Source organism: Oceanicoccus sagamiensis (assembly GCF_002117105.1).
Classification (GTDB): Bacteria; Pseudomonadota; Gammaproteobacteria; order Pseudomonadales; family Dasaniaceae; genus Oceanicoccus; species Oceanicoccus sagamiensis.
The window spans coordinates 2,580,124-2,604,725 of sequence record NZ_CP019343.1 but is presented as its reverse complement, the minus strand read 5'-3'; the positions used below and the strand labels follow the sequence as shown (position 1 = coordinate 2,604,725).

The 24,602-nt window shown below is 48.3% G+C and carries 27 protein-coding genes; 5 read left to right on the top strand and 22 right to left on the bottom strand.

Features of this window, described 5'->3' with window-relative positions; all coding sequences use genetic code 11:
* Nucleotides 1-22 precede the first annotated feature (22 nt).
* Entirely contained in the window at nt 23-661 is a 639-nt protein-coding gene (locus BST96_RS11910) for a DUF3047 domain-containing protein (protein WP_085758924.1), read from the bottom strand.
* Between the two features lie 133 nt (nt 662-794).
* On the opposite strand from BST96_RS11910, the gene BST96_RS11905 reads away from it, so the two are divergent.
* The gene (locus BST96_RS11905) at nt 795-1,619 is read left to right on the top strand and encodes a DUF4124 domain-containing protein (RefSeq protein WP_169713976.1); all 825 of its coding nucleotides are present in this window, start codon (nt 795-797) and stop codon (nt 1,617-1,619) included.
* A 20-nt stretch (nt 1,620-1,639) separates the two neighbouring features.
* Here BST96_RS11905 and BST96_RS11900 read toward each other — a convergent pair whose 3' ends face one another.
* The 8 genes from BST96_RS11900 to BST96_RS11865 all read right to left on the bottom strand — a co-directional run bounded on the left by BST96_RS11900 (nt 1,640) and on the right by BST96_RS11865 (nt 8,104).
* On the bottom strand, nt 1,640-2,467 hold the full coding sequence (locus tag BST96_RS11900) for a substrate-binding periplasmic protein (protein WP_085758922.1): 828 nt from the start codon (nt 2,465-2,467) through the stop codon (nt 1,640-1,642).
* 88 nt (nt 2,468-2,555) lie between these two features.
* Complete coding sequence (locus tag BST96_RS11895; RefSeq protein WP_085758921.1) at nt 2,556-3,437, bottom strand: alpha/beta hydrolase; 882 nt, start codon at nt 3,435-3,437, stop codon at nt 2,556-2,558.
* Nucleotides 3,427-4,221 carry a class I SAM-dependent methyltransferase gene (locus BST96_RS11890; RefSeq protein WP_085758920.1) on the bottom strand — a complete coding sequence of 265 codons (795 nt, stop codon included), beginning with the start codon at nt 4,219-4,221 and terminating at the stop codon, nt 3,427-3,429. The genes BST96_RS11895 and BST96_RS11890 overlap by 11 nt, the downstream gene beginning before the upstream one ends.
* A gap of 6 nt (nt 4,222-4,227) precedes the next feature.
* A complete protein-coding gene (locus BST96_RS11885) occupies nt 4,228-5,154 on the bottom strand; it encodes a hypothetical protein (protein WP_085758919.1) in 927 nt (308 codons plus the stop codon).
* A gap of 27 nt (nt 5,155-5,181) precedes the next feature.
* Entirely contained in the window at nt 5,182-6,537 is a 1,356-nt protein-coding gene (locus BST96_RS11880; protein ID WP_085758918.1) for a hypothetical protein, read from the bottom strand.
* 48 nt (nt 6,538-6,585) lie between these two features.
* Nucleotides 6,586-7,335, bottom strand: a complete 750-nt coding sequence (locus BST96_RS11875; protein ID WP_157117935.1) for a TIGR00266 family protein — start codon at nt 7,333-7,335, stop codon at nt 6,586-6,588.
* Nucleotides 7,336-7,356: 21 nt separating this feature from the next.
* On the bottom strand, nt 7,357-7,620 hold the full coding sequence (locus BST96_RS11870; protein ID WP_085758916.1) for a hypothetical protein: 264 nt from the start codon (nt 7,618-7,620) through the stop codon (nt 7,357-7,359).
* 169 nt (nt 7,621-7,789) lie between these two features.
* Nucleotides 7,790-8,104, bottom strand: coding sequence for a fibroblast growth factor (locus BST96_RS11865; protein ID WP_085758915.1), 315 nt, complete (start codon nt 8,102-8,104; stop codon nt 7,790-7,792).
* A 353-nt stretch (nt 8,105-8,457) separates the two neighbouring features.
* On the opposite strand from BST96_RS11865, the gene BST96_RS11860 reads away from it, so the two are divergent.
* From BST96_RS11860 to BST96_RS11850, 3 genes are all read left to right on the top strand, one after another.
* Nucleotides 8,458-9,270: a hypothetical protein gene (locus BST96_RS11860; protein ID WP_085758914.1), complete on the top strand. Its 813-nt coding sequence runs from the start codon at nt 8,458-8,460 to the stop codon at nt 9,268-9,270.
* 217 nt (nt 9,271-9,487) lie between these two features.
* Nucleotides 9,488-10,168, top strand: a complete 681-nt coding sequence (locus tag BST96_RS11855; RefSeq protein ID WP_240554793.1) for an OmpW/AlkL family protein — start codon at nt 9,488-9,490, stop codon at nt 10,166-10,168.
* A 120-nt stretch (nt 10,169-10,288) separates the two neighbouring features.
* Entirely contained in the window at nt 10,289-10,624 is a 336-nt protein-coding gene (locus tag BST96_RS11850; RefSeq protein ID WP_085758912.1) for a DUF6164 family protein, read from the top strand.
* Here the strand turns inward: BST96_RS11850 and BST96_RS11845 are convergent, their stop codons facing one another.
* The 13 genes from BST96_RS11845 to BST96_RS11785 form a co-directional block, all read right to left on the bottom strand.
* Nucleotides 10,625-11,224: a Yip1 family protein gene (locus BST96_RS11845; RefSeq protein WP_085758911.1), complete on the bottom strand. Its 600-nt coding sequence runs from the start codon at nt 11,222-11,224 to the stop codon at nt 10,625-10,627. It abuts the gene before it with no gap.
* A gap of 93 nt (nt 11,225-11,317) precedes the next feature.
* On the bottom strand, nt 11,318-12,016 hold the full coding sequence (locus BST96_RS11840; protein WP_085758910.1) for a sulfite exporter TauE/SafE family protein: 699 nt from the start codon (nt 12,014-12,016) through the stop codon (nt 11,318-11,320).
* Nucleotides 12,009-12,212, bottom strand: a complete 204-nt coding sequence (gene ccoS / locus BST96_RS11835) for a cbb3-type cytochrome oxidase assembly protein CcoS (RefSeq protein ID WP_085758909.1) — start codon at nt 12,210-12,212, stop codon at nt 12,009-12,011. Before ccoS ends, BST96_RS11840 begins: the two co-directional genes overlap by 8 nt.
* Nucleotides 12,205-14,703 carry a heavy metal translocating P-type ATPase gene (locus tag BST96_RS11830; RefSeq protein WP_085758908.1) on the bottom strand — a complete coding sequence of 833 codons (2,499 nt, stop codon included), beginning with the start codon at nt 14,701-14,703 and terminating at the stop codon, nt 12,205-12,207. The genes ccoS and BST96_RS11830 overlap by 8 nt, the downstream gene beginning before the upstream one ends.
* Nucleotides 14,703-15,251, bottom strand: coding sequence for a FixH family protein (locus tag BST96_RS11825; protein ID WP_085758907.1), 549 nt, complete (start codon nt 15,249-15,251; stop codon nt 14,703-14,705). The genes BST96_RS11830 and BST96_RS11825 overlap by 1 nt, the downstream gene beginning before the upstream one ends.
* Entirely contained in the window at nt 15,248-16,735 is a 1,488-nt protein-coding gene (ccoG, locus tag BST96_RS11820) for a cytochrome c oxidase accessory protein CcoG (protein WP_085758906.1), read from the bottom strand. The genes BST96_RS11825 and ccoG overlap by 4 nt, the downstream gene beginning before the upstream one ends.
* Nucleotides 16,736-16,761: 26 nt before the next feature.
* Entirely contained in the window at nt 16,762-17,658 is an 897-nt protein-coding gene (gene ccoP, locus BST96_RS11815) for a cytochrome-c oxidase, cbb3-type subunit III (protein ID WP_085758905.1), read from the bottom strand.
* A gap of 84 nt (nt 17,659-17,742) precedes the next feature.
* The gene (locus tag BST96_RS11810) at nt 17,743-17,883 is read right to left on the bottom strand and encodes a cbb3-type cytochrome oxidase subunit 3 (protein ID WP_085758904.1); all 141 of its coding nucleotides are present in this window, start codon (nt 17,881-17,883) and stop codon (nt 17,743-17,745) included.
* Between the two features lie 11 nt (nt 17,884-17,894).
* On the bottom strand, nt 17,895-18,503 hold the full coding sequence (ccoO, locus tag BST96_RS11805; RefSeq protein ID WP_085758903.1) for a cytochrome-c oxidase, cbb3-type subunit II: 609 nt from the start codon (nt 18,501-18,503) through the stop codon (nt 17,895-17,897).
* Nucleotides 18,504-18,518: 15 nt separating this feature from the next.
* Nucleotides 18,519-19,961 (bottom strand): cytochrome-c oxidase, cbb3-type subunit I, encoded by a 1,443-nt coding sequence (ccoN, locus tag BST96_RS11800; RefSeq protein WP_085758902.1) that lies wholly within the window; start codon nt 19,959-19,961, stop codon nt 18,519-18,521.
* Between the two features lie 199 nt (nt 19,962-20,160).
* Entirely contained in the window at nt 20,161-20,922 is a 762-nt protein-coding gene (gene fnr / locus BST96_RS11795) for a fumarate/nitrate reduction transcriptional regulator Fnr (protein ID WP_085758901.1), read from the bottom strand.
* Between the two features lie 77 nt (nt 20,923-20,999).
* Nucleotides 21,000-22,463: an oxygen-independent coproporphyrinogen III oxidase gene (gene hemN / locus BST96_RS11790; RefSeq protein ID WP_085758900.1), complete on the bottom strand. Its 1,464-nt coding sequence runs from the start codon at nt 22,461-22,463 to the stop codon at nt 21,000-21,002.
* Between the two features lie 149 nt (nt 22,464-22,612).
* A complete protein-coding gene (locus BST96_RS11785) occupies nt 22,613-23,965 on the bottom strand; it encodes a DEAD/DEAH box helicase (protein WP_085758899.1) in 1,353 nt (450 codons plus the stop codon).
* A gap of 200 nt (nt 23,966-24,165) precedes the next feature.
* Between BST96_RS11785 and BST96_RS11780 the strand changes: the two genes are divergently transcribed.
* Nucleotides 24,166-24,474: a hypothetical protein gene (locus BST96_RS11780; protein WP_240554792.1), complete on the top strand. Its 309-nt coding sequence runs from the start codon at nt 24,166-24,168 to the stop codon at nt 24,472-24,474.
* Nucleotides 24,475-24,602: the final 128 nt, after the last annotated feature.

Sequence of the window (24,602 nt, the reverse complement as noted above, 5' to 3'; positions counted from 1 at the left end):
AAGCGCTTGGCTGACGGGCAGACTACTGGCTAAAAAATATATTGCCAAAATAGGCTTCGGCACTGCCACCGCTATTATCGGTATCCGACATAATAGCAACGCCATGGGCTCTATCAATACGTTCGCCAAAAGCCCGGTAAAAATCCTCAGCTACATTAACCCGCTCCGTTTGCCATTTTTTCAACCCGGCCATACCTGACCTCACCGGAATCATCGCCGCATTATCAGTAAAAGGGTTGGGCCAAAAGGCATCACTCGAGGGATTGTTCGACCAGACATAATTCAGCGCTTTTGTCTGCCAGGGGAAGATACCTTGCTTAACCACCACATAGACCCGCGCCGCATAATCATCCCCGGCTTTAATGCGCTGATCTGCTATCACCAGAGTGTTTTCAACCCGCCATTGCCAGTTTAAATAAGGCGTATCCACCAGATCAATCTCCATTTCACGATACAGGGCAGAGGCATTTTTACGGCTGTTTGCCTTTAACACCTGCCGGCCATCCAGCGTGACCAACTGGTAATCCGTTCTACCCACAAAGCCTTTTTGCTTAAACGCCTCAATACCCTGACTTGGCACGGAGAAATTAGCCACCCATAGCGGCTCTTTTGAGAGGACCACCCCCGATAACATCAGTAACAGCAGTGCTCTGGTAAACATATAAAGTTCCTGTTTAGCCCCTGTTTATGAGGGGTGTTGGCGGCAGAGAGTGAATAAAGCGAGAGCCATTTCACAGTTTGACCACTGAACGGCCAATATTACTGCATGGATGAGAAACCCAAAGCCGCCCACAATGGTAAATAACGACTATAATAACAAGCAAATAAACAGTGATTTACCGATTATGTTAAAGATTGTATCCACCGCCTTTGCACTAACCTGCCTTATGCTAACCAGCACTGCGGCCCAGGCCGACGTTTACAGCTGGAAAGATAGCGATGGCAGCACCGTCTATAGCGACCAGAAAACCAGCAGCAAGGCCCAGTCTACCCCCTCCGGTAACACCATTAATTATTACTCTCCACCGCCGAGCAAACCCAAACCAGGCACCACTTTGGACGAGCCATTGGCTACCCTAAGTATTGCCGAAGATGAACCGGCAGCTAAGCCAGCACTCAGTGAGCAGCAATGCCAGCAGCAGTATAAGCTCGACTGTGATCAGGTCACAAACTGGCGCAAATATGCACTGGAACGCTGCGGCGATGACCCCCGCTGTGAAGACCCGGAATTTTTAGATAAAAAGTACCGTCCTCGCAGCATGGAAGAAATGCAGGCCATCGCCAGACGCTCTTCGGTGCGCAATAATCTGCAAGATAAAAAGATTGCCCAGTTTCTTACCCGTAAATATTCTAACTACTGTGAAAATCAGGCCGAGCTATATTGCCGCAGCCAACGCAGTGCCAGCTGTGATGCGCAAATGCGCAGCTACTGTAATGACCCCCGTGGGCTTGATGATATCTTTGCTCGCTACGACAACTTAACGCCGATCGAGAAGCAACGAATTATTAGCCAGGCTAAGCAATTGGCCATGGAAAATGGCGACAATCAGCTGAACTACGAGCAAATTGTGGCGGCCCTAATCGACATACTAATTCAACAGGCCTTATTAGGTATTTAGCTGTCCCGGTAACGGCCCCACTACTTCTCACACTCGCCGGAACTGTTTAGCCACTTTTTTAAGTAATTATTATTTAAATATTCAATTTTTCCGCTGTCATAATGCCCTTTCAAGTAATCTGAAAAAGCATCCACATCATCTTCCCATTCAGAACGCGCCTTAACAGCAAAGTGATAATCGGTTGACGGATTACGGAACGTCTCAAAGACAAAGTCGTTAGCCATCTTCCGTCGCAATAGATTTCCGCGAGCACGATAATAGCCGGTAATAATATAATCACCTTTACCTGTAATTAGGTAGTCAATGCTCTGATCTACAGAAAATGTCTCGCGAAATACCAGGCCATTATGCTTTGCCAATAAATAATTCGCATTGGAAGAAGGCTCTTGCCCCATTGTGGCAATCAGGCCGCGCTTCTCACGCCACTTTGCCGTATTGGAGGTATCAACCGGTCTGGTCTTAAGATAAACCACAGCTTGATCCGAAAACACCACGGCATGCTCGGAATAAGCTAAAGCAGGTAATTTGGGTAAGGCGGGAACAGCAATCAGGGCATCGATAGCGCCATCAGACAACTGACCAATCAGGTTGGCCCAAGGAAGGTCTCGCTCTTTCTTAGCAGGATTATACAACAGCTTAATGCCCCGCTGTTGCTCAAAAAATTCCCTCAGCAAATGGTGGAGACTGCCATCCAGCTGCCCCGTACACGGGTCAACCCAGCTATGGGGAGGTGTAGAATCAGAAATCACCCCACCCAGTCGCATACTGCGAGGTTCAGCACTGGCAATGGAAGTGAGCAGGACGGCCAATAGCATGGCCACAGGTTTTACTAGGCTAAGGTAACGCACTTTCAGACTCCGGTTCTTCAAGCTTGTTTACCTGCACTATAGCACCAGTTGGCAGCTAAAGTGAACCCGACAGCCTTAATCGTAGCGACTAGCGGTAAAGAAACGCACCAATATCCTTTCTTACCGCCGCCTGGTTGCGCAGGGGAATAGAGAGGGCGGCCAACAGCCCCTTATGATCCAGTTCTTTATAGATGTGTATTTGAACATCGCCCCCCATTTGCTGAACTTTGGCCGATAAGTTTTTGTGATTCTTGAACTTTACCGTTTTATCCGCCATGCCATAGAGCAACAATAAGGGGGGCTCATCGCCATCCACAAAATTGATCGGCTGAGATTGGGCATAGCTTTGCTCTGGTGCGAACAAGGCTTGTTGATAAGCCTTGGTCAACGGTAAAAAGTCATAGGGCCCTGCCAGACCAATAAGCCCCTGTAAACGCGAGTAATCCCGCTTGCCAAGATAGTTCTGATTTAAAGTTAACATCGCCGCCAAATGCGCACCGGAAGAATGCCCCATTAAAAAAATATTATCGGCATCACCACCGTAGCTACCGATATGATCGCCAACCCATTGCACGCTTAAAGCTGCATCCTTAATAATCTCTGCAAACATGACATCAGGGTAGCGCCGGTAGTCAGGTACAACAACCACTGCACCCAGTGAAACTAAAGACTCCGCTACAAAGCGATAATGTTGTTTGCTCAGGTCTGTACATGCCCCCCAGCAACCACCATAGTAAAAAATCACCACCGGTTTATTGGTAATATTATCCTTCGAGGAATAAATATCGAGTACCAGCTCTGGCTTATCGCCGTAGCTTTTTTCAAGCTGTTGGTACTCACCAGTATCGGCTAAATAATTGGCCGCGAATAATTTTAATGAGGCCAGCCCCGTACTTATCATTAACAGCAGAACAAGGCCTGCCACTATAGGCAGTATCAGTTTTTTGTTAAACCCGCTATTATTTTCCATAGGCGCGCAAACTATAAATATCAAAACGTATCGCTTTGCCAGCAACCGAAAAATTCGGTTTTACTCCCGCTAAACATTCCGCTTTTTTGGGCCGCTTAACCACCACTCGATGCCTTGCCGTTGCCAGTGCCTGCTCTAGCAGTTCTGCACTATCCTGATCGGGGCCCACCACATAATGAAAAGCCCGCATCTCTTTTTTGACTAAGGCAGATTTTTTCGAGACAGGAAACATGGGGTCAATCACAATAGCATCAGGTGCGGACTCTTCATTCAAGGTACGCATATAGCTAATGGCATCCATCGTCTGCAATTGCATGCGTTCTATAATAGCTAATAGCTCATTATCCTCTGAATAACCGGCCCGCGTTAAACCATCACGTAATATCGCAGCAACCACTGGTGAGCGCTCGCATAAGGTGACCGGGTAGCCTCTGCTGGCCAGTACAAAACTATCGCGCCCCAAACCTGCGGTGGCATCTAACACGGTTGCTCGGTTTTTCTTACTACCTGCCACGGCTTTAACAATCAATTCTCCACCACCATGCTGACGACGATGTTCGGAACCACCCCCGGCAAAATCAACAATAACAGGGCCAGCGGCTTTACGACCGGTTTGCGCAATGGCCAAACCCTGCTCGGTATAACACAGCACATAGGGAAAGTTTTCAGCGGCGGTTTCATCCACCAGAGGGAGTTGCAGTTGCCTGGCCAGTTGTTGCGACTGCTCGGCCTGCCGGGTGCTTTGCTGCACGGCTAAAGGCTCTGAGGCATCGTGGTTAGCCACTGAGTATTAAGGCCTTAGTGATGAACCGCTAAGTAGCGACGGATCATTTTTGGCTATCAGGTCTTCCAAATAGCGGCAGTTATTTTCCAGCGCCTGCATATATAAATTGGGGCCGCCAAAGTGAGCTTCAACATGACGGTACAAACCCTTAAAGTGGCCATCTAAACGCTGGGTAATGGTGCTCTTAATAAAGCCGGGGGTTTTTAATAATAAGTCTTCTGCGGAGGCATATACCACCTGCTCGCTACCATCAGATAGTTGTTGGTGAGTCATACCGCCCAGTTGAAATTCAGGGTATAGACGGTCGCGGCATTTTTCCAGATAGGCGGGGTCGGCCATTTGCGCAATCACATCGGCAGTGCCTGCCAAGCTACCCACTATGCGCTGCTTGTCATTATCCAGTTCGATTTGATCAGGGCTAAATTCATAACCGGTAAAGTGCACTAATTTGCCAGTAATGGTGACAATATCAGCGCGACCAATACTGGGCAGATATTCCGCCATAAACTGCGCGCTGCGACTCACATGGATTTTGGTATATTCAGCGCCATGCTGGATATCGGTTTCGTCATGGCGGCGGATATAACCGGAGTCATGGAATAAAGCGACGATTAAGCCAGTCAGCGCAAGCTCTGGCCCTAGCTGCTCGGCCGCGGGCTGATTATGTTCATAGCCATCCAGTAAGCGCGCCATCGCCAGGCTAACATCCAGCACATGCTGAATATCGTGGTAGCTGGTATCGCAAGCCAAAAAACCCGCAAGTTCGCCGCGGTACAAGGCCGCAAAATCGCGGTAGATACGCTCGATTAAACTAAAGTCCTGCCCCGGATAGCGGCTCTGGAAAATAGCCAGCACGGCATCACTGACCGCAGCCGGGTCAGTAACATCGATTGAACCGCTAACGTCCATCGTTAATCGGTGAACTTGAACCATAAAATAGTATCCGTGATCTTGACGACGTCAGTCTTCAAATACTGCGATTGAAGCACTGGGTTTAGAACGCAGGCCCTGAAAGGCTTTGGTTCGTTGATTGCCCCGTACATCGGCCTTGCGTCGGGTATGCTTTTTGGGTAATTCACTGTCGTGTAAACCCAACATCACTGGCCTGTTAGCCGTGCGAATATTAATCCTTAGATTATAGACGTTGCGAGAACGGCCATGCTTATCGGTTATCCGAAAACGTCTCACTGTTTGGCCACCGGATGCACCGGATTCACCGGACAAAAAGCAGTGAATACTTTCAATGGTTTCATCGGACAGTGTAGTACCGGTTAAACCATCCATTTGCTTCACGGCCCGCTCTACAAATCGCTGGCTATCCGCGGCAATCAGATAGGCCTCCTCACGGCTTGAAGTTGGCACCACGGTATCAAAATCGCCAATAAATATCTGCCCGGTACCCGCCAAATCCAGCATTCTGGATAACTCAATCGTGACATCCCCCACAATAAAGCTGTTCATGCCGGGGCTTAGCCCTTCCACCTGAAAAAATTCAAAGTGGCTGCCAATATGAAAACCGGTTCTGATTTTAGGTACTACCTGGCCACTACTGGCCCCCGCCGCTGCCATTTGTGCCAGCGCATTATCCGCCACCACTAAAATCATAAATTCAAAGAGTTCCAGATTGGCCCGGGGGCTATCGTGCTGATGCCAGACATAATAGCCATCACCCGTGGTGGTTCTGGAAAAGTTAATATCGATATTGCGCTTCAGCAATTTACTATGGGCTGAATTAAGTGAGTAAGACAGGCTATTAAGCTGGCTGGTTTGCTCGAACGATGAGACCAGAGAAAAATCTACAATATCAAATAATAATACCGCACGGCTTTTTACATAGTTAATACTATAGCGCTGGATAAGGCTATCGACCGCCGCTACGGTATCCGAATCTGCCGACAAGGCAGCAGGCAGTTTGACTTTGACGGGTTCAAGTCGCAGGCGACTAACCGCGCCATCAAAATCTTCCGCCGATAATAATCTTGAGCCTGAAATAAGCTCTCGGATAAAACTACCATTGAGTGCATCCAGACGATCGACCGGCGCACAATCACCCAGGCTGGCAGAAAAGCGACCGAGAAAATAATGGGGGGCGGGCAATACTTGGATACCATCAGTATCCAGACGCCAGCATAACAAAATATTTTGCCCCAGATTCCAGTGCTGTTTTAACAGATCATCCAAACATTCGAGCAGAATACTTTCGCTGGACAAAGCCTGCTGAATATCAAGGTTCTCCGTGATCGTTTTGGTCGTAGTGCTAGCTGCAGTATCGGTTGCAGAACTCGCTGCGGTCTGTTGGTTTTCTTTGTTTAACATTATTGCTCTTATATCTATCAATGTAATTGTCGGCTAGCGACAATGGTTTTAGCTTTCACCTTGCTGGCGGCCATTGAGTTTAGGCGCCATAGCAATGATTCGATCCGCCAAGCGGGAAAAGGGCAGGCTTTGTATCCAGACGGAACCGGTGCCCGTCAATGTCGCCAGACACATACCCTCACCACCAAAAAACAGACTTTTTAAGCCGCTCACCATTTTGATGTCGTAGTCGATACCGGAACTAAAGGCGACCAGACAACCGGTATCGAGATAAAGGCTTTCGCCTTTTAGTTCTTTACGCACCACCGTACCCCCCGCATGCATAAAGGCCATACCATCACCTTGCATTCGCTGTAGCACAAAACCTTCGCCGCCAAAAAAGCCGCTGCCAAGGCGGCGGTTAAAAGCAATATCTACTTGGGTGCCCAGCGCTGCTGCCAGAAATGAGTCTTTCTGACATAGCAGTTGTTCTCCGGTGGTGGATAAATCGACGGCGACAATGGAGCCGGGGAAAGGAGCAGCGAAGGATACACGCCGCTTAGCCGCATCGTTATTGGTAAAGTGGGTCATAAATAACGACTCACCGGTAATCGCTCGTTTACCTGCGCTAAACAATTTGCTGATCACACCCTGGTCAGCATTAGAGCCATCACCCATTTTGGTGTCAAAGCTAATGCCCTGCTCCATATAGTTCATCGCGCCCGCTTCCGCGATAACGGTTTCGCCAGCATCTAGCTCTACTTCAACCATCTGCATATCATGGCCGATAATTTCATAATCGACTTCATGGCACTTCATCGCTATCCCCTATAAATTCTTTTAAACAAACATCAAGCCCATACCACCAGACTGGTGGTGAACAACCTGCATATCGATGGGGTCCTGATTGATAATTCCGGTATGGCGTTTGATCCGTGCTTTGACCACAGTACCAATCGGTGGAGCGATATGATTGCCTAACATAACGAATACGCCACCGTCGGATAAGTCTCTGGCTTTTAGCTCTACCATACCAAAGCTGGGGTGGCTTAACTCTACCAGCGCCTGGCTGGTATCACGCATATATCGGCGTTGTTCGTGCATCAGAAAACCTGTGTTTTTTGAGGGTGGTTTTTATCTGCTTACGATACCTTGATTAGGGCAAAATCGCTAGAGGCAGAGGGTATTTGGGGAAAGCTTGGCGGTGGCTATCGGCGGATAAATGTCAGCCCGGTTAACACTATAATAAGCGTGAGAAGGTGATAACAAAGCTTCAATCATTAAACGTAAATACTCGACTCTTCAGCGCCCAGGCCCAAGGGCCAGCCTGGGCACTCGTCTGGTCTGGCGAGACGTCAGCAAAATCCCAAATCACCGCCCCACAATAACCACAGGGGGGTAAATCCATACCGGGGATTTTAAAAAAATGACGGGCTAAATCTTCAGGGTCAAAATAGACGTCTTTTAATTCCTGGTTAAACAAATACTGCCCCTGGCAGGCAGCACAGGCTTCAATGCTAAAACGGTCTTCACCGCAAAGATTGCCTCCGCGGTCGGCAATAAGGCTGAGATTAAATGTGAGTGACATTGGCGAACCCATAAGGCTTGTTAGGCTGCAAACTATAGCATTCATCAGCGGGCCGGGCTTGGCCAATAACCATCACTAATAACCAGGGCATTTACTTCCTATGACCGCCGACATAGCTGCCTGTAGTTGATGTAAATCATACTTAGTGCCTGTTTTTCACACAGCCTACCCGGCCCCGGTTACACTGCTCTTACGGTCTCAAAAGGCGCGAAAGCAGGCTTTCTCAGCCCATTTCTTGCGCCAGATCAAATAAAGCTCAAGCTGCATTTGCCTTAAAAGATATAAAGTTATATCAATAGACAAAAGACAGGCAGCAACTTATCCGTTAGAGCGTTTTGAAAGAGGAAACAACTATGACTCAGCAAGCCAACCGTATCGTTACTCCAATTATTGATATCTGGAAAGACGCACCCTCAACTGATACTACCGAGAGCTTTCAGCGCCTCTGGGGCATTATGGACGAGATGCACAAAAAGATTACTGATCGTTTTGAACTGCAGCGCGACCCCTGCTGTGATGATCTGATTAACTATACCGCCCCTACCGGCATTACCGGCAATACGGAAGTCTACGCTGGCCCAGAGATTGACTGGTATGTGCACTCATGGTGTGGCGATACCAGCAAGGGCTTTAGCAATATGCACATTACCATCACTCTGGGCCCACAAACGCTGGTGCCTAACTTTGGCTGTGCACTGGGGACTATTCCAAAACTGTTTATGTACAACGATTTAATTCCGCGGGTAGATACCTGGTCCAATGTGGATTATGTTGACCAGTTTTATACCGAAGTGAACGAAGAATTTTTGGCCTTTGCTGAAGACCCACGGTTTGCTCCCTTTGTTAGCCGTGACCGCTATACCCGTTTTGCGATTACACCTACCGCCATCGGCTATAGCGCCGAACCGGAAGATGAAGTCTATGACAAAATCCGCGAGGTGTATTTAAACCGCCTGGACCGCTGGTTACAGTGGGTGGATGAAGCACCGAAAACACCGGTAGAAATTCGTGAGCAATTAGCCCAGCGCGATCATATTATTCGCCGCAATATTTGTGAGCGTGACCCCGCTAATAATATGGCTGATGAATTTTATGGCCCGGAGCTGGGTGATCGTTTAGTGAAAACGATTTCAGCGCAATGCCGCACTTTACCAAGACCGTTTTAATACTCCTCGTCTCTTAATGTAACTCAACTATTGCCCTGTTTTTAACAGGGCTTTTTTTTGCCCGCGCCCCGTGTATAACCCTTTCTCGGAATAAGTATCTGTTCTGATCCATATCAATTCCAAGCTTTAAAAACAGGGGTATTCTTACTCAACCATAGATATTTAGGGGTAAGTAATGAACAAAAAAATGTTAGCAGTCATCCTACCAGGCCTTCTTGTGAGCGCTTTACCGCTTACGGTAATGGGCCACCAACAAGGCGAGTGGATTGCCCGTGTTGGTGCGGCAACCGTTGACCCGGATGAAAGTAGTAGCTTAATCAGCGTAGAAGCATTGGGCGGTAAGGTGCAAGATACTGGCCTGGGTTTGAACAGTGATACTCAAGTAGGCCTGACTGTGGCCTATATGTTAACGGACAATATTGCCGTGGAATTATTAGCGGCCACGCCCTTTGACCATGATGTCTATCTAACCGGTAGCGGTATTGCCGGGGCACAACCGGGTTTACCCAACGGCACAAAAATCGCCAGCGTTGAACATCTGCCTCCCACTTTAAGCCTGCAATATTTTCCGTTGGATGCCTCCAGTAAAATCCAGCCCTATGCGGGTATCGGCATCAATTACACGCTGGTACTTGATGAAAGCTTAACCTCAGCGATAAAAGCGGATATTGCCGATGGTGGTTTAGCGGCCTCCAATCTGGATATTGATGACTCGGTCGGGCTGTCACTACAGCTTGGGGTGGATTATCAACTGGATGATACATGGCTGATTAATGCCGCGGTTTGGAAGATGGATATTGAAACTGAAGCCAGCTTTGACTCGGCCGTAGGCAAGGTTAAGGCTGATCTGGATATCGACCCCTGGGTATATATGGTATCAATCGGTTATAAATTTTAACCATTGCCGGCATCAAACGCCGTTATTCAGCGGCGTTTTTTCTGTTCTTCCACGGTAAAGGGTTTATCATAGCTGCTAATAGCCACTGAATAGCCACTGCCCCGATACAGAACACACACCATGTCCATACTACTGTTTAAACTCAATGGCGTTAGCGATGAAGAAGCCTACGAAGTCAGGGAGTTATTAGACGAGCACCAGATTGATTATTACGAAACCGATGCTGGCCGCTGGGGAATTTCGGTGGCGGCCTTATGGCTGGTAGATAAAGAGCAGCTTGAGCGAAGCAGAGCGCTGTTGGAGGAGTATCAACAGCAGCGTCAGCGTCAGTACCGTGAGCCACCACTGCCACTGGCGACACGGTTTAAACAGGCTCCGTTGCAACATCTGTTGATTATTGTGGCCATTGCAGCGATTGCTTATATTTCTATTGTGCCGTTTCTGACACTCAACTAGTTAATCGGTAAAACTCGGTGCCGCACCCATATCCCACATAATCACGGTACCGCCCATAATGCCGATAAGGATAACCAGACAGAACGCGATAACGGCACTGGAGAATAAAAAGCCCCGCTCCTGTGGAATACCCATCACAATGGGGATACCCAGATACAATAGATAAACCGCATAGCTAACCGCCGACACGCCAATTAATAGCGCCGCCCAAAACACCGGCACAAAACCAACAGCGCCAGCAATAAATAGTGGGGTGGCAGAAAAACCGGCTACAGCAATCCCTTTGGCAGTACTGGAATCGGTACCATAGGTCTCGGACATCCAGTGGATCATATACCCAATCACACAAACCGACGCCACCATGGTGAAGTAAAATAAGCCAATAATCACTGAGGCACTATCGGCGGTCATCCGAATGGTATCGCCATCGGCAACGGTCCAGCCGATTTGGGTGGTGCCCACAAACCAGGCATAGGCCGGCACTGCGGCTAATACCGCGGTATACAAAAATGCCGGCAGGAAAGAAAACTGGTCCTTCTCAGCAATACTTTGCCATTGTGTTTTTGGCCTGAATAACAGGCCGAACATATTCGCAATCATATTGTTCTCCTCAACCTTATCTATTATTTATCTTTTCACGTTTTTTGCAATAACGATGTTTACTCAAAACAACAAGCTATCAATAAGCAGCTGCTACATATCATGATGCTGATGGCCAGCATGTTGCTCATGACCACTGTGCAGCACAGGTGTTAACAAAGTTGCTATACCCATAACAATAATCACCAGCCCTGCTATACGGCGCAAACCCGGCTGGCGTAAGCGCTGTAATATTTTTTCTCCCACAAAACCCATCGATAACATTGCGGGCAATGTGCCAATACCAAAAGCCAGCATTAACATGGCCGACTGCTGCCACTGTGCCGAAGCCAGAGCCCAGCTCAGGGTGGAATAGACCAAACCACAGGGCAATAATCCCCATAGCGTACCTAACAGTAAAGCTTGTCGATGGTTATTGATCGGCAGCAATTTCCCGGTTAACGGCTGTATATATCGCCAAAACCTGGCACCTATTTTTTCAAGCTGGGTTAAACCCATCCACCACTGGCTAACATATAAGCCCATGGCAATAATCAATAAACCGGCCACCGCTCTTAACACCACCGCCGCTTGTGGCACCGTATTTAACAGTGCCTCTCCAATCAAGCCTGCCACCGCACCAATCACGGTATAAGTCAGTAAGCGCCCGGCGTTATAGCTGATTATCCGGCTGCGGTTACCGGCCTTGGCATTAACGCCCAAAACAGAACTCAGCCCCCCGCACATACCCAAACAGTGACTGCTGCCCAGCAAACCAATCAACACAGCACTGGTTAGTGTTAATTCATTCATCCGCGGCCTTTGTGGTATTTACTGTACTGCTACTCGGCTTTTTTTCGCTATGACCTGCATCATCATCAAATAAGATACTGTGGGCCGAGGCGTCCAAATCATCGTACTGCCGGTTATTAACCGCCCAAAAAAATGCGGCCACGGCAATCACGGTAAAAACGATAGCAATCGGCACCAGAATATAAATGCTATCCATTGGCAGCGACCTCCTTAAAGACTCTGGCTGTATCGTTGCCGCTTTCCGCAGGCTGGCCTTTACGCTGCACTCTCAGAGCATTAAGCACTACAACTAAAGAGCTTAGAGACATACCAATGGCTGCAAGATAAGGTGGGATCATTGCCATCGCCGCCAGCGGAATCGCTAACAGGTTATAGGATAAAGCCCAGACTAAATTTTGTTTAATAATGCTTCGGGTGGTGCTTGCCACGCTAAATAATTGCAGTACCGCCGTTAAATGACCTGACAGCAAAATACTATCGGCATGGGTTTTGGCCAGATTAGAGGCATTGCTCATCGCCACCGACACATCGGCTGCGGCCAGCACCGGCACATCATTGATACCATCGCCTAACATTAATACTTTGGCACCAGCAGCTTGTAGTTGCTGAATATACGCCAGCTTTTGCTCTGGACTGGCTCCCGCCGTGCAACGGTCTATACCCAGCCTTGCACTCAGTTGCTCGGCAGCGCCGGAAGCATCACCACTTAATAAGTGGACAGTGAGCCGTTGCTGTTGCAGACCGCTCACCAGCGCCTGAGCATCTTCCCGTAGACTATCTTGCAATCTAAACCAACAGACGGCGCCTTTGCTTGAGCTTAATAATAGCCATTGGCCCTGTTCAAAATCCGCGGGGATACTGATGTGCTGCAAACCATATAGCGCCGAAGCAAAGTCACCACGGCCCAAGCGATAGGTTTCACCGTTGATATGCCCTTCAAGACCAGCACTATGTATCACTTCAATTTCACTGACCGCTAGCGCCTCTTGAGCCTTATGGGTAAAAGCTTTGGCAATAGGGTGTTCCGAATAACGCTCCAGCGCGGCGGCAATATCCAGACACTGTTGACTGGAGAGTTCGGCCTGGGGTTTAACCGCACTTATCGCCAATTCACCCCGAGTTAGCGTGCCGGTTTTATCGCAAACAATATCGGTCACGGCGGCCATTTTTTCCCAGACATAGGGTTTGGTGACTAATAGACCCAAGTCCCTTAAGCGATTGGTCGCCGCGGTTAATACCGCGGGGGTTGCCAGTGATAACGCGCAGGGGCAACTGACCACTAAAACCGATAATACTATCCAAAAGGCCTGATCACTGGCAGCGATAATATGCCAATAGCTATACGTGGCCGCGGCCAGCAGTAACACCGACACCACAAAATAACTGGCTAATTTATCGGCCATACGGGCCATAGTTGGCTTAGTTGATTGTGCCGTTTGCAGTAATTGATTAATGGACTGTAGTTTTAGATCTGCGCCCACAGCGTTAACCCGTAGGGTCATGGTGCCACCACCGTTGCAGGTACCCGCCACTAAATCGTCTCCTACCACTTTGCTTTGCAAACTAAACTCGCCGGTCATCTGTGACTCATCGACGCTACTATAGCCGTCTAAAACAACACCATCAGCGGGGATCACCTGCCCCGGCTTGATCAATAACTTATCACCCAGCGCTACTTTAAATAGTGGCAACGATTGAGTATTACCCGCTGGGTCAATGGTTAAAACTGTGCTGGGTAGCAGACTATTTAAATCGGTGGTTAAGCGGCCACCAAAATGTCGCGCGCGCATCTCCAGATAGCGGCCACTTAATAATAAAAAGGTAAACATCGTCACGGAGTCATAGTAGACATCACCAGCCCCAAGCCATGTCGCTTTAACGCTGGCCAGATAGGCGAGACCTATGGCCAGAGCTACCGGTAAATCCATTCCGGGGGATTTCATTTTAATGCCCCGCCATGCGCCGATAAAAAAAGGCTGGGCGGCATAAAACACCACCGGGGTCGCCACTAAAAAACTCACCCAACGCATAAAGTCCCGGTACTCAAGGGCCATGCTCTGTAAGGCACCGGCATATAAGGCAATAGCAAACATACCCACCTGCATCATACCGATACCGGCCACACCCAAACGCCTTAACGCCTGATGATTTTCACGCTGGCGTAATTCCTGCAAATGGTTTTGGCTATAGGGTTCGGCCTGATAACCTAACAGGGCGATAGAGCGGCAAACTTCACTGAGCGGCAACTCGCTTAAGCGCCAATGCAGCACCGCTTTTTGCTCGGTCAAACTGACTGACACTTTTTCAATAGCGGGCAACTTCAGTAAATACTGCTCCAGTAACCAGACACAGGCCGCACAGTGCATACCGCCAATCAATAACTGCACCTGAGCCATATCAGTCGATTGTTGAGACCGGGTAATATAGCGCTGTTGGAACGCGTCATCATCGAAGGCAGCAAAGACACCTTCATCCCATAGAGCATCGGGGGCTTGTTGATTGGTTTCGTGAAATTGATAAAAAGAACTTAAGCCATTATCCACAATCGTTATTGCCACCGCCCTACAGGCAGGGCAACAAAAATTGGCCTGTTGACCATTAAGCTCAGCACAAAATGGCTCACCGGTAGTTACGGTTAAACCACAGTGAAAACAATACTCGGGGCTGGCTTGCTGGTTAATTGGCATTAGCCCTCCACGCCGCTGCTTAATAGCAATTGATATCGCTCACTGTTATCACTAGTCGGCGCACCTAAATCGATTTCGGATTTTAAGCGCCATGCCACCGGCTGCTGAGAGGATAACTCCAGATACCAGCGACCACTGACAGCTGACTGCAATTGGCCGCCATATTCCGCCGTCGGCGTTATATTCATGGCCATAGCAAAGTCCTGCTTCTGGCTGGTGGGGTGAATCCATTCCAGCACTAAGTCGGTGGGCGGTACTGAAAACTCACCCAACAGCTTGACCCTAACCTCACCAGTTAAGGCATCAATGTCAATATGGGCCTTTGCTGCTAAATCGCTGGCGGCCGTATCTTCTGCCAGAGTTTGGTTAATCCCCAAACCTTTTTTATAGTAATCATCTGCCACTAAGCTATCGGCATTCCTAAAGGCAATAATCACCGTAATCACCCCCGCCACCACAACCGAGGCCGGTAGAAGAAAAATAAACCATGGCCAAAACTGTTTGTACCAGGGTTCTACAACGATATCTGTGGGCTTGGTGTTCATCATTTAACTCTCGGGCCTATAAAGCGGCTTTCTGCAATAGCCTCGTAATCCGACCCATCGATAGCCTGCACATTAAACTCTATGGTGTTGTTGGTTTTTTCCAGGTCGGCGGGGTCGATACTTAAGCGAATGGGTAACTCGCTCAGCTCACCGGGGATGACCACCACCTTGCTTTTACCAATAATCTTTGCCCCCTCCAGACCGCTAAAGCTAATCTGATATTGATGGGACTGCTGATCCATATTGATCACTTTTAGGGTATAGCTATTTTCGATATAGCCCTCGGTGGTTTGAATATATAAGCGGTCTCTATCGCGAATAACATCCAGCTTTAAGGGAACACGCACAATAATGGAGGTAAAAAAGATGGCCACCATCACCACCACTGCAACGGCATAACCAATTAAACGCGGGCGCAGAAAGTTAGTGGGCTGGCCGTTCAGTGAATTTTCTGTGGTATAGCGAATCAGACCTTTTTCATACCCCATCTGGTCCATCACAGAATTACAGCCATCAATACAGAGCGCACAGTTGATGCATTCGTATTGCAGACCATCACGGATATCAATCCCCGTGGGGCAAACCTGTACACAGATTTGGCAATCGACACAGTCACCCAAGCCTTTTTCGCTGGCATCAACGCCTTTTTTGCGGGCACCGCGAGATTCGCCGCGATGATAGTCGTAGGAGACAATTAACGTATCCTGGTCAAACATCACCGATTGAAAGCGGGCATAAGGGCACATATACATACACACCTGCTCTCTTAACCAGCCGGCATTGATATAGGTAGCCAGAGTAAAAAAGATAATCCATGAGGCTTCCCAAATCCCCAAGCCCCACCAGTCCAGATTAAATCCCAAACTGAGCAGCGCAGCAAAATCAATCGTCACCAGATTAACGAGTAACTCTCTGGCTGGAGAAAAATAGGCAACAAAGCTAAAACCCGTGAGCAGCGCAAAGCCTCCCCACAGAGCATGTTTGGATAACTTGCGGGCAAATTTTTCTACTGACCAGGGCGCCTTGTCCCATTTAATACGCTGGTTACGGCTGCCCTCGCACCACTGTTCAACCCACATAAAAATAGCAGTCCATACCGTTTGCGGGCAGGTATAGCCACACCAAATTCTGCCAGCCCATGCGGTTACGGTAAATAAAGCAAAGGCGGCAATAATCATCATCCAGGCCAGCAGGGGAAAATCCTGCGGCCAAAAGGTCAGGTTAAAAATATGAAATTGACGATTAGGTAAATCGAACAGTACCGCTTGTCGGCCATCCCAATTTAACCAGGGCAATAAAAAATACCCTAGCAACAAGGGCCAACCGGTATAGACGCGAATCCGTTGATAGAAACCTTCGATACGGCGGGTATAGATTTTTTCACGTTTTTGATAAAGGTCTAACTCGCCCACCCCGGCAGGGTGAAACTCTTCTGTAATATCAGTTACAGCAACGGTTTCTGTGGGCTTATCGACACGTTTATTCAAACAACAACACCTCTTACGTCCAGATATTATTCCTGCTCTGCGGGGGTTTGCGACAGGCTATAGACATAGGCTGTTAGCAGATGAATTTTATCTTCGGACAATATTTTTTCATGGCTGGGCATTTGGCCATTGCGACCATTGCGCAGCGTTCGCTGCACCAGGCCCGGCGAGCCACCGTATAACCAAATATTATTGGTCAGGTTAGGGGCTCCCAGAGCGATATTGCCGGTGCCGTCTGCGCCGTGGCAACTGGTACAGAACATGGCAAATTTTTCCTGACCGGCAGCGGCGGAATCGGCATCCACTGCACGCCCATTTAAACTCAATACATAATTGCTGACATTGACAATACCCTCTTCTCCCAGTGGCCCTGCCCATGCTGGCATAACACCGGAGCGCCCCTGAATTAATGTGGTTTTAATTTGCTCAGGCGATCCGCCATAGAGCCAATCACCATCGGTCAGGTTGGGGAAACCATAGCTGCCCCGGGCATCACTACCATGGCATTGGGCACAGTTATTGGCAAACATCCGCTGGCCCATTTTTAAGGCCTTACCATCTTGTATCACTTGTTCTACCGGCATATCGCGGTATTGGGCAAAGATAGCGCCGTATTTTTGCTCCGCCTTGGCTACCTGTTTTTCATACTGGTTGATCTGGGTCCAACCCAATACGCCTTTAAAGCTGCCCATACCCGGATAAGCAATTAAATAACCGATGCTGTACACAATGGTGATAACAAATAAATAAAACCACCAGGCCGGTAACGGATTATCGTACTCTTCGATGCCGTCGTAAACGTGACCCGTTGTCGCATCAGGACCGGTATTTTTGGTTTTCCTATTGGCAAATAGTATCCACACCGTGCCGATTAACATGATGGTGGTGAGTACGATTATCCATAAACTCCAGAAGCTGCTCATTTAATGTCTCGCTCTTTCATTCTATTCAGGGTTAAGTCACTGATTTGTGTACTGACTTACTTGAACTGATTTAGCTGCACTGACTTAATCATCGTCGGCAAAAGGCAGATTGGCTGCCTCATCAAAATCCGCCTTGCGTTTTTTGCTATAGGCCCAAATACAGACACCAATAAAAGCTATCATGGCGAATACGGTGGCCAAACCTCTTAGGGTATTAATATCCATGTTTGCTGCCCCTATCGCTTATGCTTCAATAAAATACCCAGCTGCTGCAAGTAGGCAACCAGAGCATCAATTTCTTTTTTACCGGCTACGGCTTCTTTAGCACCAGCTATATCTTCATCGGTATAAGGCACACCCAGAGTGCGTAGTGCCGCCATTTTGTCACCGGTTAACTCACCAGTAAGGGTGTTTTCAAACAACCAGGGATAGGCAGGCATATTGGATTCAGGCACTACACTGCGAGGATCCATTAAATGTGCGCGATGCCAGTCATCACTATAACGCTTACCGACACGTGCCAAATCTGGACCAGTACGCTTAGAGCCCCATAAAAACGGATGATCGTAAACAAACTCACCGGCTACTGAATAATGACCGTAGCGCTCTGTTTCTGAACGCAGCGGCCTGATCATTTGCGAGTGGCAGTTATTGCAGCCTTCGCGGATATAAATATCCCGGCCTTCTAACTGCTGTGCGGTTAAGGGTTCCAAACCTTCAATCGGCTCAGTAGTTTCCTTAAGAAAAAATAACGGCACGATTTCAACCAGACCACCAAAACTGATCGCCACAATGGTCAGTACCAACATCCAGCCAATATTTTTTTCGACTAAATCATGATTCATAAAACCTCTCCTGCCTTAAGCCGCTTGCGCTTCAGCGCTGGCTACATTGTCTTCACCGCTTTCGTTGCTGGTTGCCCGGGATGTTTGCCACATGTTGTAGGCCATCACCAACATACCGGCAAAGAACATACCACCACCAATCAATCTCACCAGATAACCGGGGTAACTGGCCTGTACCGATTCAACAAAGCTATAAGTTAATGTGCCATCGGTGTTATAGGCGCGCCACATTAGGCCCTGCAAAATACCGTTAACCCACATGGAGCTGATATATAACACGGTGCCAATGGTCGACATCCAGAAATGCAAATTAATCAGCTGCACGCTATACATTTGTTTTTTACCAAACATAATCGGTAGCAAGTGGTACATAGCACCAATGGAGACCATCGCCACCCAACCCAGAGCACCAGAGTGAACATGACCAATGGTCCAGTCGGTATAGTGGGATAAAGAGTTAACCGTCTTGATTGCCATCATCGGCCCTTCAAAGGTAGACATACCGTAGAAAGACAGGGACACCACCAGAAAGCGTAAAATTGGATCGGTACGCAATTTATGCCATGCACCGGACAAGGTCATCATGCCGTTAATCATGCCGCCCCAACTGGGAGCCAACAGGATTAATGACATTACCATGCCCAGACTCTGCGCCCAATCCGGCAAAGCGGTGTAATGTAAGTGGTGTGGCCCAGCCCAAATATAAATGGCGATCAGAGCCCAGAAATGCACAATGGATAAACGGTAGGAATAAACCGGGCGCTCTGCCTGCTTTGGCACAAAGTAATACATAATGCCAAGAAAGCCCGCCGTTAAGAAAAAGCCCACAGCGTTATGACCATACCACCACTGTATCATTGCGTCGGTGGTACCTGCATAGGCCGAATAAGATTTTGTCCAACTGACCGGTAGCGCTGCGCTGTTCACCACATGCAGCACGGCTACGGTTAGGATAAAGGCCGCAAAGAACCAGTTAGCCACATAGATATGGCTGGTTTTTCGCTTGGTAATGGTGCCAAAATACAAAACCGCATAAGCCACCCAGACAATGGTAATCAGGATATCAATTGGCCATTCCATCTCGGCATATTCTTTAGAGGAGGTATAACCGAGAGGCAAGGAAATAGCCGTTAGCAAAATCACTAACTGCCAACCCCAAAAGACACAAGCGGCCAAGGAGTCTGAGATAAGCCGCACCTGGCAGGTACGCTGTACCACATATAACGAACTGGCAAATAATGCACTGCCACCAAAGGCGAAGATTACTGCATTGGTATGCAAGGGACGAATTCGACTAAAGGTAAGCCAGGGTGTGTCAAAGTTTAGTTGCGGCCATACCAGCTGCGCCGCAATCAGTACTCCTACCCCCATGCCGACAATACCCCAAATCACCGTCATCACGGCAAACTGTCGAACGACTCTATAATTATAAACAGGATGTTCAAAGGGTTGATTCATAGTGAAACCCATTATGATGATTAGACGTGTTAAGAAATGTGATTCTAATGCCAGCCAAGACGACAACTATGACTTAAATCAAGTCTAGTCGCTTCGCGGATAATTGAGTACCCAATTTGGATTTTTTTAGTGAATACCGGCCATCACGAAGGTGTTAGCCGGCAGAAGAAGGATAGAGAGAAAGATTTATCAGCGTATTTTAGAAATCCATTTTTACATTGGCGATTTCTTTTAGGCCGTCAAGATCAAGCAGGGTAATTTCTTTGCTCTCAACAGTAATTAAACCCTGTTTATTAAACCGGCTGATAACACGACTCACCGTCTCTACCGTCAGGCCAAGAAAGTTACCTATATCGGTGCGAGACATCGGCAGGCGGAAGCTGGTTTTAGATAATTTACGACGGGCATTGCGGGCAGAAATGCTTATAAGTAAGGCAGCGACTCGCTCTTCTGCGCTATTTTTACTGAGCATGGTAATCAGCTGTTGATCCATGGTGATTTCCTGGCTCATCAACTGGAAAAAATGCCGCTGCATCGTGGGCACCTGGGCGCTCAACTCCTCCAGCCGATGGAACGGGATTTCACACACCGCTGAAGTTTCCAACGCTTTGGCAGAACAGGCATACTGGTCTTTGCTAATACCATCCATACCAATAATTTCACCAGGGAAGTAAAACCCCGTCACTTGCTCCTGACCATCTCCGGTCAGGCGGTAGGCTTTGATAGCACCGGAACGCACGGCATAGACCGAGGTAAAAGCATCACTTTCACGGTAGAGATGATCGCCTTTTTGTATCGGGCGACCGCGCTGGACAATTTCATCCAGTTTAACGATATCCTCACCTTCAAGAGCCAGTGGCAAACAAATAGTACCCAGGCGACAATTGCCGCAGGATATCGCGTTATTATGCGGGCAGGTTTGCTGCTCGGCGGCGCTACTTTGACTACTTGAAATAACCATGGGCTTTTTGCTCCTAATTTTTTTAATAGTGGCCTGGCTTTTAATCTGCAGCTCTATAGTTTATGTCAAACCTTAACTTATAAGGTTCTGGAAAAACGCAGGGGACTGCTTTGATCTTCGGCTTGTTGCAGGTATTTATCAAAGACCATGCAGATATTTCTTAACATCAATTGACCCAGTTCACTCACCCCCAGTTTATCACCATGCCAATAGATAAGACCATCGCTTTCGAGTGGTTTTAATGCCAGTAATTCCCGACTAAAATACTCGGAAAAAACAAGGCCAAACTGCTTTTCAACCGCCGTCATATCCAATTGTAAGTCGCAGATAATCTGCGCAATGACCGTGCGACGAATCTGGTCATCCCGGCTCAGTTTAAAGCCTTTTGCGATCGGCAACTCTCCCTGGTCAAGACGCTGGTAATAGCTAGCCAATACTCTCTCGTTTTGCGAGTAACTACTGGGCATCGCACTGATGGAAGAGACCCCAAGCCCGACTAAGTCTGGTGCCAAACAGGTGGAATAGCCTTGAAAGTTACGCTGCAATTTCCCCTCATGACGAGCCATGGCCAACTCATCCTGCGGTTTTACAAAATGATCCATACCAATATGAATATAACCCGCTGCCAATAGTTTTTCAGTTATCAACGAGAGCATGGCCAGTTTTTCTGCCGCCGACGGCAAATCCAAACGATCGATAGCACGCTGACTTTTAAAACGCTCGGGCAAATGGGCATAGCTATAAAAAGCAATGCGATCGGGGGACAGTTGAATGGTCTTTTCCAGGGTTGCACTGAGGGTTTGCAGGCTTTGCATGGGTAAGCCATAAATCAGGTCATAGCTAACGGATTTAAACTGGTACAGTCTTGCCGCCTCCGTCAGGGTTTCAATCATACCGTAGCGCTGACGACGGTTAATAGCCGTTTGCACCTGCTCATCGAAGTCTTGCACTCCCAGACTAAGGCGATTAAAACCCAGGCCTTTTAATAGCGCCAAACTATCTTTGGTAACCGTGCGAGGGTCAATTTCAATACTGTATTCACGTCGTTCAGAATCGGTTAATTTATAATGACTGGCCAGCAGATGCATTAATTCTGTTAGCTCCGCGCCATCAAAAAAAGTCGGCGTACCGCCCCCCAAATGTAACTGCATCACCGTGCGATGCTTGCCCACTAGCGGCGATTGCAATTCAATTTCTTTATTGAGGTAATCCAGATAGGTTCTGGCAGCACGGCGGTCGGCGGTCACCACTTTGTTACAGGCGCAGTAGTAACAAATATTCTGGCAAAAAGGGATATGCACATAGAGTGATAGTGGCGAGATGGTCTGTTGTAAATTATCCAATGCTTCCTGACGATAAACCTCGATCGTATAGTCTTCGGCAAACTGCACTGCCGTTGGGTAGGACGTATAACGGGGGCCCGGCACATCGTATTTGGCAATCAGCTGCTGATCCCATAGGGCTGGGGGCGTGAGGGCTGAGGGGGAGCTGCCAGTAACAGCCAGGCTTTCTTTAGCAATAGAAGCCGGAGGTATATTCATAGTGTCTGTCCTGACCAGGCAGTTATTTATCGCCATACTATAACGCTGGCTAGAGAACACTTTGACCTGGATCAGGAAAACCCTGCTTTCTGGAAAGCCTTTTAAAACAGGGGGTTAGAGGTGAAGGTTTAGGGCTGAGAGTTTAGACCTTAGACGTTGCCGCTAGCTGGTCTGCGTCTGCGGCGCTTATTGGCGGGCCTGGCATTGCCATTGCCCTGTTTTTGCTGCTGCCCGGCACCTTGGCGCTGGTCCTTTTTATGGCCCTGGGCGTTTTCACCGGAACGCTGGCCATCCCGGTGGCCCGTTTTCGGTTTTTTGGGTTTCTTGGGCTTGTGAGGTTTGGTATTTAAGCGCGACTCAGGCAGTGCATGGACGGGCTCAAAACCTTCAGCGATTTTTCTCGGTAGCAGCTCACCAATTAACCGTTCTATATCAGACAGTTGTTTAAACTCGTCAGCACACACCAGGGAGACCGCCATACCACTGGCCCCTGCCCGGCCAGTACGACCAATACGGTGAACATAATCTTCAGGCACATTGGGCAAATCAAAGTTAACAACATTGGGTAGCTGATCGATATCCAAACCTCGGGCCGCAATATCGGTAGCCACTAACACTTGAACTTCACCACTTTTAAACTCTGCCAGAGCTCGGGTACGAGCACCCTGGCTTTTATTGCCATGGATAGCTGCGGCATTAAGACCGGCACCGGTCAATTGCTTGGCTAATTTATTGGCACCGTGCTTGGTGCGTGAAAATACCAGTACCTGCGGCCATTGGTTGGCTTTGATAAGTTCGATCAACAGCGGCGACTTTTTATTTTTGTCTACCGAGTAAATCCAGTGCTCTATAGATTCTACAGTGGTGTTAGGTGGGCTTACCGAAATCTCTACCGGGTTATGCACCAGACCTTTGGCCAGATTACGGATATCGTTGGAGAAAGTGGCGGAGAATAATAGGTTTTGTCGCTGCTTGGGTAATAGACGCAGGATTTTTTTAATATCGTGGATAAAACCCATATCCAACATACGGTCGGCTTCATCCAAGACCAGCACTTCCAAGTGATCAAATTTAACGGCTTTTTGGTTGTATAAATCTAATAAGCGACCCGGCGTTGCCACTAATATATCAACACCTTTGCGCAGCTTCATCATTTGAGGATTGATTTTTACCCCGCCAAAAACTACGGTGGAACGCAGTGGTAAATTAGCGCCATAGGTTTCAACGCTGGCGCCCACCTGGGCTGCCAATTCCCGAGTAGGAGTCAGGATCAGTGCTCTGGCCTGGTTTGAGGCGGCGCTGCGACCACCGCTAAGACGTTCTAAAATTGGCAGGGTAAAACCGGCTGTTTTTCCGGTACCGGTTTGCGCCGCAGCCATCACGTCATGGCCTTCAACCACCGCAGGGATTGCCTTGGCTTGTATCGGAGACGGGCTGTCATAGCCCTGCTTTTTAATCGCTTCCAGAATAGGTTCAGATAAACCCAGGGAGTCAAAACTCATAGATGCTGCTCTTGTGATAGTACTCGATAAACTGCTTGGGAGTTGCCGTTTGGCACGCTGGGGCCATAGCCCGCTGCGGGGCGTGAAGCTTACAGCAACTGGCCGGTAAGTACTACCGAAACCTTGATGCATATCATCGCTGTCTAAGCTGTTGTTTTTTAAGCTGGTATTTTTTCAAACAGTAATAAATGGAGTGTTATATGGAGCAGCCTTCGGTCTATAAGAAAATGGCGGGGACTTCTGCGGTATTTGTCTTTGCAGATAATGCAATCAGCTCACCAGTAGAGCGTGACGGTATGGTTTGGACTGGGGAGGAATTACACCTCAATGAATTGGCGCAGGAATTTTGTAAAAAGCCCGCCATGGCCAATGCATTATCGCTGGAGGGCCTGGAAGATTATGATCCACCAGAGGATGGTGATTTACGTGAAGTGCAGTCCTTTGGTTGTCACTTTGTGTACCTGCAAAGAACCCATTGCTGGATACAGGTAGCACCTCCCTCTGAGTAATAAAGAGCCATGTCATTTCCCGTAACAACCTCTATCACTCTTCGAGTTCTCGCAGTGATTCGAGTATTGTAGGGTGGATTATCATCCACTAAGCCCAGCCATGAGTTGCCAGTAACGGTGGATTACAA